This window comes from Candidatus Flexicrinis affinis (assembly GCA_016716525.1).
GTDB lineage: Bacteria > Chloroflexota > Anaerolineae > Aggregatilineales > Phototrophicaceae > Flexicrinis > Flexicrinis affinis.
The window spans coordinates 188,559-200,227 of record JADJWE010000004.1 but is presented as its reverse complement, the minus strand read 5'-3'; the positions used below and the strand labels follow the sequence as shown (position 1 = coordinate 200,227).

The following is an 11,669-nucleotide window of genomic DNA, read 5'->3' as shown; positions in this document are numbered from 1 at the left end:
GCCAGGGGTGAGGTATGCCCTAGAATCCACCAGCGTTCCATATCCACGCCCGCACGGCGCTACCGAAAGGACAGGTTGAGCGATGAGTTCGAAAGACCGGAAATCCAACCCCGCCGCCGAGGCGATGGAACGGCTGATCGCGGCGCAGCGTGTCGGCCAAGCGCTATTCGAGCGCGAGGCAAAACGTCTGGCCACCAAGCACGGCCTTGACGATCCGCGCACGCAGAAGATGCTGCGCAGCGCCGGCGGCGCGCGCGACACGCTCGACGCGCTGGAGATCGCGCTAGAATCGCGCCCGCCGGAGGCCGTGGCGAGCAAGGGCGAGATCGTCGTTGCCGGGCGTGTGGCGGCGGACGACCAGCGCGGCATCACAAAGGCGACCGTCTCGCTCGAAGACGCCAACGGACGCGCGGTCAAGGCCGCCGGCACGGCTGTCACCGATGCGGCGGGGCGCTACGCCCTGCGGATTGCCCCGTCTGCGGCGGCCAAGCTGGCGGACACCGATGTCGTCATCGTGGCAACCGATGCACGCGGCAAGGAACTGCAGCGCAGCACCGCGCCGGTCAGGCTGGCATTGGAAGAGACGATCCACGCCGACCTGAATGCCGGCGCTCGTCCGCCGATCGGCACGCCGACGACCCCGCGCAAGCCGCGCCAACCCCGCGAAAACATCGCGTTCAGCGTCAGCGGCACGGTCATGGGGCCGGAGGGCAAACCAGCGGCCAACGTGCTCGTCCGCGTCTTCGACAAGGATGTCAAGTACGATGACCTGCTCGGCGCGGCGATGACAAGCCGCAAGGGGACGTTCACCGTGACGTATCGCCTGCGCGACTTCAGTGAAGGCGAGGACGCCGCCGACCTGTACTTCGTCGTTACCGACAGCGCCGGCAAGGAACGCCTGTCGACCGCCGACCGCGTGATGTTCAACGCCGAGCGCGAGGCGACCGTCGAGCTGGTGCTGCCCGAATAGCGCGCCCGGTTACACACGGCGCGTTATGGTACCAAGCCCAAAACAGCCACGGCGATACATTGCCGCGGTCCTTCGAGCCCCTTTCCAGTGCGAAAGGGGCTTTGTCTGCGGATGTGCTGCGCGTTGGGCACCTGCATCGGTGGATCGTAGGGTAAGCGCACGCACGGATCACGCCCGGTTATGCACGGGCAACACGCCTCTGGATCCGTCAATTCTTCCCTGAAATGGTGGCCTGTTACGGCCCGATCGTACTCGGGTACTGGGTCACCTGACCTATGCGCGCATAGGTCGAGTGCAAGTGGAAGGCTCGGAAGCGCTCCTTTAACGTGGACGGTGGCAGCCCGCAGCATCGGCTGCTACACGGAAAACGAAACAAAGGAGTGACCTGTGTCGACCATTTGCAGGAAACTGTTCAAGCAGCATGCAGCGATCTTCGCCGCGGTGCTCGCGCTCGTCCTTGTGGCGCTACCCGTCGCCGCACAGGCCGGCCCGCCGTCGATCGTCGCCAACGACCAGCTTTCGCTGGACGGCAACGTGGTGATTGAAAGTGTCGTCAGCGATGGCCCCGGTTTCATCGTGATCCATGCGGACAGCGGCGAAGGCACGCCCGGTCCGGTGATCGGCGTGTTGCCCGTCGTGGACGGTGAATCGCGCGATCGTTCGCTGCGCATCGACACCAGCGCCGCGACGCCCACGCTGTTCGCCATGCTGCACGTTGACGACAACGAAATCGGCGAATACGAGTTCGGCTCCGTTGAAGGCGCCGACGGGCCTGCCGTCGTGGACGGCGCAGTCGTGGTCGTGCCGTTCAACGTCGTCGTGCTGACGGCGCCGGATCAGTTCGTCGCCGACAACACCGTGACGATCTCGTCCGTAACCACGGCCGAAGCGGGCTGGGTCGTGATCCACGCGAGTCAGGATGAGGGCCCCGGCCCGGTGATCGGCTACGCGCCGGTTGAGGCCGGCACGTCGACTGGCATCACCGTGGAGCTGACCGGCGAGGCGACCGATGTCCTGTGGCCGATGCTGCACGTCGATACCGGCGCCGCCGGTGAATACGAGTTCGGCACCGTCGACGGCGCCGACGGCCCGGTGTCGATCAACGCCGACGTGGCCGTGCTGCCGATCTGGACCGTGCCGCACGTCCGGGCGTTCGATCAACCGCTACGCGCCGGCAGTGTGTTGGGCTTCAATCAGGTGCTGATCGACGCGCCGGGTTGGCTGGTGATCCATGCCGACACGGGTGGCGGCCCGGCTGAGGTAATCGGCGTGAGCGAGCCGCTGGTCGCCGGCCTGAACCGCAACGTCGTCGTCGAGGTCGATCCGTCCGCCTCCAACAGCACCGTATGGGCGATGCTGCACTATGACACCGGCGTCGCGGGCGAGTACGAGTTCGGCACCGTCGAAGGCGCCGACGGCCCAGTTATGTTCAACGGCGCGGTGGTGATGTCGGCGCTGCAGGTCGGCATGCCCGAGCCGGAGCCGATGATGGAGATGGAAGCGACCACCGTCGACGTCAGCCTCGTCGAATGGGCGATCGAGATGCCCGCCTCGCTGCCGGCCGGCCCGGTGACCTTCAACGTGACCAACAACGGCACGATGGGGCACAACTTCTCGGTTGAGGGCGACGGCGTGAGCCACGTCTTCGGTGCCAACCTCGCGCCCGGCGAAACGGCCTCGGTGACGCTCGATCTCGCCGCAGGCACGTATGTCGTGATCTGCCCGCTGCCCGGCCACGCCGATCAGGGCATGCGCGTGGAGCTGACCGTCGAGGGTTAGTCGCCCCGTAAGCGACCTGCCCGATCACAATCACGCTGCGCGGCGCCGCACGCCGATCCGCACGTACACATACAAACAACTGCGCGCCCGCTGAGCTTCAGCGGGCGCGCAGCGATTCCGTACGCCACGAGCACATTCTCCAATTCACCGGTCGCTAACGGCGTAGTTTCGGTTACACTATCTGAGGCTAGAATCATGGCGTTATGCTGCGTACTCAAGGAAGAGTGGAGTTCATGAACGTTGTCATCGGGGTCGATGTCGGCGGGACGAAGATTGCGGCGCACCTGACCGACGGTTCGGAGAAGAGCATCGAGCAGGCCAGCGTCCCCACACCCTCCGACGCGCACCCATCCGCCGTTGCCGGCCTAGCCGAAGACTCGCCTGAGTACGCGGAGGCGCTCAAGCGCGGGCGCATCGCCACTATGCAAGCCATCATCGGCGTGTGCCGCCGTCTGGCGATCGAAGCGCGCCAACAGGGTCTGACCCTGCGCGGAATCGGCGTGGGCAGCGCCGGCCAAATCGACCCGCTGCGCGGCATGGTGGTCGACGCCAACCCGAACATCATCGGTTGGCGCGGCACCCGCATCGTCGACGATCTGACGGCGGCCTTCGGCGTGCTGGTATTTGTCGACAACGACGTCCGCACGATGGCGCTGGCCGAAACGGCACACGGGGCCGGCGCAGGTTATGACAACGTGCTGTGCGTCACCGTCGGCACCGGCATCGGCGGTGCCATGGTGCAAAACGGCAAGTTGATACACGGGGCGCACTACAGCGCCGGCGAGATTGGCTACATGCTCGCGTATGGCAAACCGATCGAGGAAGTGTACGGCGGGCCGGCCATCGCGCGCCGCTACGCCGAAGAGCAGCACATGCGCGAGCGATTGACGTTGGTGGAGATCACCAAGCGCGCGCTCAAGGGCGATACCACCGCCCGGCAGGCCATCGAATCGGCGGCATACGGTTTGGGCCAGCACCTTGCGCCGGTGCTCGCCTTTCTCGATCCAGACGCGATGATTGTCGGTGGCGGTGTGGCGACCATCGGCGAGATGTGGTGGGCGCCGTTCCTGCACGCCTTCAACGAATTTCCGCTGGAGAGCGTACGCTCCGTGCCTGTCAAGCCGGCCGCACTCGGCAGCCGCGCCGGGATGATCGGTGCAGGCGTGCTGGCCGCCAGGAAGCTCGGCCTCGCGTAGCCGCCGTTACGCGGACCGCTCTGCCCCCCCCCCCCCCCCCCCCCCCCCCCCCCCCCCCCCCCCCCCCCCCCCCCCGCCCCCCCCCGCCCGCCCCCCGGGCCCCGCCGGGGGGGCGCCCCCCCCCCCCCCCGGCCCGCGGCCGCGCCCGCCCCCCGCCCCCGCCGGGCCCCGGCGGGGGGGCCGCCGCCCCCCCCCCCCCCCGCCGCCCCCCCGCCCGCCCGCCCGGCCCCCGCCGCCGGGCGGCGGGGGGGGGGGGGGGGGGGGGGGGGGGGGGCCCCCCCCGCCCCCCCGGCCGCCCCCCCCCCCCGCCCCCCGCCCCCCCCGCCCCCCCCCCCCCCCCCCGCCCCCCCCCCCCCCCCCCCCCCCCCCCCCCCCCCGCCCCCCCCCCCCGGGCGGGCGCCCCGGCGCCCCCCCGCCCCCCCCCCCCCCCCCCCCCCCCCGCCCGCCCCCCCCGCCGGCGCGCCGGGCGCCCCCCCGGGCGCGGGCGGGGCCCCGGGGCCCGAGGCCCCCGGGCCCCCCGCCCCCTCTGGTTCTCCCTCCCCCCCGGCCGGCCCGCGGCGCCGCCGGCCCCCCGGGGGAGGGCCGAGGGGGGGGGCGCCGGGCGGGGCGCCCGCGCCCCCCCCCCCCCCCCCCGGCGCCCCCCCCCCGCCCCCCGCCGGCGGGGGGGGCGGGGCCCGGGCCCCCCCCGCCGCCCGCCGCCGGCCGCGCGCGGCCCGCGCCCGCGGCCGCGCCGGCGCCGGGGCCGGGGGCCCCGCGCCCGGCGGGCCGGCCCGCGCCCGGCGGGCCCCCCCCCGCCCCCCCCCGCCCCCCCGGCGCGCCCGCGGGGGCCCGCGCGCCCGCCCCGCTGCCGCCCCGCCCCCCCCCCCCCGCCCGCGCCCCCGCCCCCCCCGGGGCCCGCGGCCCTCCCGGCGGCCGCGCGGCCCCCCCCGTCCCCCCCCCCCCACCCGGCCCTAGTCCATGCCGGCCGGCCCCAACGGATCGACCGCGCTGGACGTCTTGATCGCCGCGGCATACACCGCCCGCAGCGGCTCGAAGCGCCGGATGCTGTCGTCGAGGCCGCCGGGCCGGCTGCGCGCGAGCCAATTCTGGCGCTGCTGCAGGATGAGCGTGTCGATCTCGGCCAGCAGATCGGCCGGCGAATAGTCCGTCTCGCCTTGCAGGTACAACAACCACTTCGCGCCGTGCCGCAGCAGATGCGCCGCCGTCGTCCACTCGGCGCGGACCAGCGCGGCGTCGGGCCGGGTCATGCGGGTACGGTCGATGCGCGCGACGATCGAGTCGATCAACTGGATCACCGCACGCAGGTTGTCGGGCGAGATGTTCGCCTCGTGCCCGCCCCACCGTTCGTAGAAGGCGAGCTTGTCGCGGAAGTTTTCCGGCGTCCATTCGAGCGCGTAGGCCAGCACCTGCCCGTTGATGGTCGGCGGCCCGACCTGTAGATACACGCTGGCGAGGTCGTTGGAGATCGTGGCCATTTCGCGCGCCGGGTCGTGATACATGTGAATGTCTAGCCCCTCGTCCATCTTGGGCTGACGTGCCACATCGGCCGACCACGCCATCGCCGCCGCATAGGCCATGCCGATGTACGAGACCGGCCACGGCTGCCAGTGGCCACGGTCGCCCCAGTCGGTGACCAGCAGGCCGATCGCGCCGTGTTTCTTGCCTTCCAGTGCAGCCCGCGCGATGTTGCCCATCGCCTCGCGCGAACGTCCCACAAGGCTGTTCCAGCTCGATACGCCGGGGCACACGTAGAACGGCACACCGGCCGCCGCGTACTTGGCGCAGTTTTCCTCGAACGGATGAGTCGGCTCGTAGCCCCACTCCATCACGATCACGTCTTTGGGCAGCTCCGGCACCAACTCGGGATAGTGCAGGATGATGTCGCCCCAGAACATCATGGTGCGGCCGCGTTCGGTGACCTCCTTGTGCAGCGCGAGGATCCAGTCGAGGTACACCCGCCCGCCGCGCTCGGCGACCGCCTCCTTGCTCTTGCCGCGGCCCAGCTCCCACGGCTCGTCGCAGCCGACGTTGAACTGCGTGCTGGAATAGTACGGCAGCAGCGAGTCGTACAGGTCGCACACGAAGCCGAGGCTGTCCGGCAGCAGCGGATTGAGCGTGCTCGGCCCGCGCCATGCCCCGTCCGGCCCGTCGAACCCCTGCGGCGATTCGGCCATCCAGCGGTACGGCCCGTGCTTGAGGAACCGCTCCATGTGGCCGAGGCTGTTCTGATTCGGCACCAGCTCGACGTGGCGCTGCCTGCAGTACGCGTCGAGCCGCAGGATGTCCTCGCCGGTGAGCGGGCTGGCGTGCTGCCACGCCTCGCGGTGGCCGGGGAACTGGAACGTGTGCTCGATGTACAACTGAAGCTGGTTGTATTTCATGGCCGACAGCTCGTCGACGAGCTGATACAGCGTCTCCAGCGTGGGGACGCGGTCGCGGCTGATGTCGAGCATGTAGCCGCGGTGCTTGAAGAATGGCGCGTCCTCGATCGTCAGGATCGGCAGGCCGTCCGGCTCGCCCAGCACGAGCTGACGCAGCGTGCAGCACCCGTAGAACACGCCGGCCGCGTCCCCGCCGCGGATGACGATGTCGTCCTCGACCTTGAGCGTGTACGACTGCGGCTCGGCGCCTTTGGCATAGCCGAGGTGGATATGCGCGCCCTTCCACGCCAGTTGGATCGTGTACGACCGGCCGGTTTGCGCCAGCACGCGCTGGAGCCACTGCGCTTCGAACAGCAGCGACGGGTTCGGGATCGAGATCGCGCCTTCCAGCGGAATCGGGCGCTTGAACGTGTAGTCGACGATCTCGTAGGTGTTGGGGACGGGGATGAGGTACTGCACGGGACGCTCCTCGAAGGAAGTGCTGAGTGTTGAGTGCTGAGGTAAGGCAGCGCCGGTGATTAGAGCACGCGGGGAAAGGGTGTGCGAGGTCCAGTGGGGGAATTGCTGGGTGTCAAGTGGAAAGCGGAGCGTTCTGACCGTGGTCTCAGGACGCTGGACTACCTACGCAGTCGCGACCCGTCGCGCCGTCGCGATTTCGTCGGGTTCCAATGCGCGGATCTGCTCAGGAAACACCGATACGAGAGCGACCGTTCGCCCCGTTACGGTGACGAACTCCACGGTATAGCCGGTATGTTGGCCGTAGATATGCACGACCATGCCAATATCGCCGGCTTTCAACCCGTGCTCGGGCACGTCCACGGTCAGCGCAATACGTTCGTGTTCTTCGATCATGTTTCTTCCTCACAGTGGATATGCGGAAATCAACCGCGGTATTGTATCGCCGTCGTCAATCGACCAGATCGAGCGGACGCCGGGGTCTCGACCATCTGGGGTTACCAATGCACCTTCGACAACGTAGTGGATACCGAATTGCGGCCTACGCTCAACGTGGGCAACATCATGGTCTGCTCCGTGCCGTCGCAGGGCATCAGCCAATTCCTCCCACCGTTCTATTGTAAAGCCAAATGCCATGAAGAACCTCGCTTTGGGCGCCCCGTTCTCACTACTCAGGTCAAGTAGGTAATGTGCGATCTTGGCCCTGGTAACTACGGCTTGCTCGAAATTGGGCAGCTTCATGAGGTGGCAAATTTCCTGCCAGATATCACGCGCGGAAGGACTGGTGAGGCTCTTCGGATCTCAAGCCTTCATCAGCCTGAAGCTAATCTGATACCGGAAAAACTCCACTGAAGGTACCAACGATAGCGCACGCCTCAGTTTCAAGTCGTCTTCCAGCGCAATGATGATTCCCTTCACGACCTGCCCCGGTTCTGCGAGTTGTTCCGTAACATAACCCATATATCTGAGAATCTGTCCGACAACCGCATCGCTGGCCCGTCCTTTTTTCAGCTCAATAACAAGGAGAGTCTTTCGATCTCTGCTCACCGCCAGAATGTCAATGGGCCCGGTGTCAGTCAGGTACTGCTGCCCTACCAGTTCACCTTCGTCTTGGAAAATATCATACTTCGATCCGAGCTCCGTGCTTGACCAGTTTTCCACGAGGAAATCCTCAAGGTGCTTCTCGAGGGCGAATGATGACGGATCCTCAATTGACTGATCTGTAGCAATGAGTCGGGGAGCTTCAATTCCAGACAAGAGCTGCTCAATCTCGTCTGCATGTTTGGTGATGGTACTCACCGTTCCTGCAGAACCCGCAGAGTTCTTCAATTCCACACTCAAAGCTGAGCGGTCTACAACGGTCGGTAGCCAATCGACCGGCCTACGATGGGGTAAAACGCCCTCTGATACGTACTGGTAGTCTCCGGTCACTTTTCTAAAGCGATACCCTCCACGTCCATCCGGTGCCATTATCACATCGCCAATTTGAATCCCCTTGCCGACAGTCCACAATGCACCACATGCAAGACCGGCCGCGACCTTGGACTTATTCGGGCGAAGTTCTAGGTAGATCGGAATACACGCGCGATTGAACTCGCGCCAGTCATCAGGAAATTGGCCCGAGAGATCCTCTCTGATACCATAATCTGCCCCTATGAATCCGCCTTCAAAAGCTGCATCAGCATGCATGCTCTTCTGGCCGAGCATCAAGCGGTAGTAGTTCCTCATGTCTTGGCCCTTGGTCGTCTACGGGGCACCTAGCCGCGATCGCACGATTATACACATGGCCGCTGTATAGTAGGGACGCCATACGTGGCGTCTGCGAAGGTACCGACGCACCGCCCGCCGGACGCATTATATCGCGTCCCTACGAGTGGGCGGTCGGTACGCGAAGCGTGGCGATGCGCCCCGGCCCCAAGCAGACCTCACCCCCGGCCCCTCTCCCGAGGAGAGGGGAGAAACACACGCCGGATTCGCAAGCCCCTCTCTTCGGGAGAGGGGCAGCGGAGCGTCAGCGACGCGGGGTGAGGTTGGCAGCGCAGCGACGTGGGGTGAGGTTCCCATACGCTCCGTTTGGGGTGAGGCCTCGCGCAAGGTATAGTGCTATCTTGCGATGACAGGTAGAGGATCCAATTGGATGCCATGAAGGATGAAAAGCCGCACCGTCTCACGTCAACTCCGCATCAGTGGGAGAAGCTCAAACCACTAGCACGCACGATGCGCCATGAATCAACCCGTGCCGAGGCGTGTTGTGGGAAGCGCTGCGCAATAGACGATTGGCGGGTGCGCGTTTCCGTCGGCAGCACACGATCGACGGATTCATCGCCGATTTCGTTTGTATTGACGCGGAGTTGGTCATCGAAGTGGATGGCACCATACATGATGACACCGATCAGCGCGACTATGATGCGCAGCGTCAACGATGGATCGAGTCGCGCGGGTTCAGCGTGCTGCGATTCCGCAACCACGAAGTGGAGACTGACCTCGACAAGGTACTCGATGCTATTCGAACGTGGTTCGCCGCCCGCACGACACGTACCGGAAACTCCTAGTCGCTCTGCCGGCAAAAACAGACCTCACCCCCGGCCCCTCTCCCGAGGAGAGGGGAGAAACACGCGCCGGATTCAAAAGCCCCTCTCTTCGGGAGAGGGGCAGCGGAGCGCCAGCGACGCGGGGTGAGGTTAGCCGGAGAGGGGTTTGGGGTGAGGGTTTACCGGACGTACCGTTCGCCCCTATTCCGCTTCCCCGCCCAGATACGCCCACAGGTGCTGCACATAGGCGTCCGGCAGCTCGACGCGGCTGAAGGCCGGCATCGCGCCCTCGCCGGTGCGCACCTGCGTGTAAAACTCCTCGAACGTCAGCGCGGTGCCCATCAACGCGGGCTCGCCGTTCAGACCGCCTTGCGCCGCGTCGCCGTGACAGAACGCGCAGCGCAGCGTGCTCCACAGCGCCGCCCCAACCTGCGCGTCGCCTTCGTCCAGCACCAACTGCGGCGCGAACACCACGGCCTGCCGCCGCGGCAGCGTCTCGATGGCGGTCTGCTCGCCGGTCAGGAACGCATACAGTCCCACCAGCGCCAGTGCGCTCACGACCACGGCGATCGGCAGGAAGCGCCGGCGGCGATCGGCTACGGTGGCCGCGTCCGGCGCGGGCGTACGCTCGACAGCCGGCCTGGGCCGCCAGAAGAAGATCACCAGCGCACGCCACGCCAGCAGGAACACCAGCAGCAGGATCGCATGGTCGCTGTGCAGGCTGCGCGCCGTGGGAATCGTCTCTCCAGGCAGGATCGACGTCACCGCCAGCGGATTCCACAGCGCGAAGCCGGTCAGCGCCATCAGCACGACGCTGATCACCAGAATCAGGTATTCGATGCGCAGGGCGAAGCGCGTATCGGCGTCGGCCGCCGGCTTCAGCCCGAGATTTTCGAGCAGGCGGCCGATCAGCCGGCCGAAATCGCGCAGGCTCGCCCACCAGCGTTCGCGCTGACCGAGCACACTGCGGTCGTAGAGGGCGGTCAGCACGTGCAACCCGGCCGACAGCACCAGCACGACGGCCAGCGCCCGGTGGATGATGCGCACGCTTTCGATGCCGCCCATGATCTTGATGACGAACTGCGCGATGCTCTCCGCCGCGTACTTTTGCGGTAGACCACTGACGATCAGGCCGATCAGCGCGACGACGAATACGAGCCGCTGGAACTGCTGTACGGCCGGCCGCCGCGTCGAGACTTGCGTTTGGCCCTCCATACTACGCTCCTTTGCCGCGGCGCAGCAGCCGCCGGATCACCTCGGTCAGGCCGGCCAGCGCCAGCACGCCCAGCACGCCCGGTACCAGCAGGTTGTACGCCTGATGGCTCGCGTACAACACCGGGTGATTCTCCGGCGTCGACGGGTAGTGGCCGATCCACGCGTCGGGGAAGCTCGCACTCGCGCCCGGGTGGCACTCCGCGCACGTCTCCACGAGGTGCTCGCGGATCGACGCCTGCCCTTCCTCGTCCATCGCCTTGATGCTGTGGACACTGTGGCAGTCGTAGCACACCGGTTTGTTGGTCGCCACGGTCGGATCCTGCTGCTCGAACAGCGCAATGGTCGAGCCGTGGAAGTCGGTCAGGTAACTCTCGAACACGTGGGTGCTGATGTCGTACTTCGCCATCAGCTCGGTATCGGCATGGCACTCGGCGCACAACTGGGGCGATCGCACGCGCGCCAAATTGGTCGCCGGGTTCTGAATGTCGTGCACGCCGTGGCAGTTGGTGCAGGTCGGTACGTCGGCGTTGTCCTCGTCCAGCAGGGCCGAGCCGTGGATGCTGTTCTGATACTCCTCGAAAATCGCGCCGTGGCACCGGCCGCACGTCAGCGAGACGCGCTGGCGAGGTTCGTTGGGCGTCTGGATGTCGTGGCCGCCGTGACAGTCGACGCACGTCGCCGCCTCAAGCTGGCCGCTGCGCAGCGCCGCACCGTGGACGCTGTCCTGCGCCCGCGTGTACTGATCCTCGTGACAGGTGCGGCAGACGGCGTAACGTTCGATGCGGAAGCCGCGGATGCTCTGCGCCGTCGAGACCGGGTGCGGGAAGGTGAACCCCGGGTGGCAGTCGGCGCAGGCCAGCGCGCCGCCTTCGCTGCGGTCGCCGTGCACCGATCCGGCCAGCACGGCCGGGTCGATGGTGAGCGACAGCGTCTCGCCGCTGGGCAGCGACCACGTTTGATCGGGCGCGCTGTGACACAGCAAGCAGTAGGCGTTGGACGGCTGAGGCGGGCCTTCGGGCGTGGCCTCAGGCTCGGCGTCCTGCGCCAGCGCGGTGCCGGCCACGATGGCCGACAACCCGACCAACAGAAGCGCGATCAGCAGCACCCTGACCCACATGGTGGAAGCTCTGTGAATCATGGC

Annotated in this window: 8 protein-coding genes and 1 pseudogene; 4 read left to right on the top strand and 5 right to left on the bottom strand. The window is 67.0% G+C overall.

Annotated elements, in window-relative coordinates; translation table 11 throughout:
• Positions 1–82: 82 nt before the first annotated feature.
• The 3 genes from IPM16_13230 (at position 83) to IPM16_13220 (ending at position 3,945) form a co-directional block, all read left to right on the top strand.
• The gene (locus IPM16_13230; GenBank protein MBK9124061.1) at positions 83–970 is read left to right on the top strand and encodes a hypothetical protein; all 888 of its coding nucleotides are present in this window, start codon (positions 83–85) and stop codon (positions 968–970) included.
• Positions 971–1,357: 387 nt separating this feature from the next.
• Complete coding sequence (locus IPM16_13225; protein ID MBK9124060.1) at positions 1,358–2,749, top strand: hypothetical protein; 1,392 nt, start codon at positions 1,358–1,360, stop codon at positions 2,747–2,749.
• A gap of 233 nt (positions 2,750–2,982) precedes the next feature.
• On the top strand, positions 2,983–3,945 hold the full coding sequence (locus tag IPM16_13220; GenBank protein MBK9124059.1) for an ROK family protein: 963 nt from the start codon (positions 2,983–2,985) through the stop codon (positions 3,943–3,945).
• Positions 3,946–4,895: 950 nt separating this feature from the next.
• On the opposite strand, the gene IPM16_13215 is transcribed toward IPM16_13220, so the two are convergent.
• The 3 genes from IPM16_13215 to IPM16_13205 all read right to left on the bottom strand — a co-directional run bounded on the left by IPM16_13215 (position 4,896) and on the right by IPM16_13205 (position 8,510).
• Complete coding sequence (locus tag IPM16_13215) at positions 4,896–6,785, bottom strand: family 20 glycosylhydrolase (GenBank protein ID MBK9124058.1); 1,890 nt, start codon at positions 6,783–6,785, stop codon at positions 4,896–4,898.
• A gap of 162 nt (positions 6,786–6,947) precedes the next feature.
• Complete coding sequence (locus tag IPM16_13210) at positions 6,948–7,178, bottom strand: DUF4926 domain-containing protein (GenBank protein MBK9124057.1); 231 nt, start codon at positions 7,176–7,178, stop codon at positions 6,948–6,950.
• Positions 7,179–7,583: 405 nt separating this feature from the next.
• Positions 7,584–8,510: a DUF1016 family protein gene (locus IPM16_13205; protein ID MBK9124056.1), complete on the bottom strand. Its 927-nt coding sequence runs from the start codon at positions 8,508–8,510 to the stop codon at positions 7,584–7,586.
• Between the two features lie 414 nt (positions 8,511–8,924).
• Between IPM16_13205 and IPM16_13200 the strand changes: the two are divergent.
• Positions 8,925–9,334 (top strand): annotated as a pseudogene (locus IPM16_13200) (DUF559 domain-containing protein).
• A 180-nt stretch (positions 9,335–9,514) separates the two neighbouring features.
• On the opposite strand, the gene IPM16_13195 reads toward IPM16_13200, so the two are convergent.
• Together IPM16_13195 and IPM16_13190 are read right to left on the bottom strand one after the other, a co-directional pair.
• Positions 9,515–10,528 carry a c-type cytochrome gene (locus IPM16_13195; GenBank protein ID MBK9124055.1) on the bottom strand — a complete coding sequence of 338 codons (1,014 nt, stop codon included), beginning with the start codon at positions 10,526–10,528 and terminating at the stop codon, positions 9,515–9,517.
• 1 nt (position 10,529) lies between these two features.
• Positions 10,530–11,666, bottom strand: a complete 1,137-nt coding sequence (locus IPM16_13190) for a cytochrome c3 family protein (protein ID MBK9124054.1) — start codon at positions 11,664–11,666, stop codon at positions 10,530–10,532.
• Between the last annotated feature and the right edge of the window lie 3 nt (positions 11,667–11,669).

Coding starts and splice junctions, on each gene's coding strand:
- IPM16_13230 (MBK9124061.1), top strand. CDS start 83: ATGAGTTCGAAAGACCGGAAATCCAACCCCGCCGCCGAGGCGATGGAA.
- IPM16_13220 (MBK9124059.1), top strand. CDS start 2,983: ATGAACGTTGTCATCGGGGTCGATGTCGGCGGGACGAAGATTGCGGCG.
- IPM16_13210 (MBK9124057.1), bottom strand. CDS start 7,178: ATGATCGAAGAACACGAACGTATTGCGCTGACCGTGGACGTGCCCGAG.
- IPM16_13205 (MBK9124056.1), bottom strand. CDS start 8,510: ATGAGGAACTACTACCGCTTGATGCTCGGCCAGAAGAGCATGCATGCT.
- IPM16_13195 (MBK9124055.1), bottom strand. CDS start 10,528: ATGGAGGGCCAAACGCAAGTCTCGACGCGGCGGCCGGCCGTACAGCAG.
- IPM16_13190 (MBK9124054.1), bottom strand. CDS start 11,666: ATGATTCACAGAGCTTCCACCATGTGGGTCAGGGTGCTGCTGATCGCG.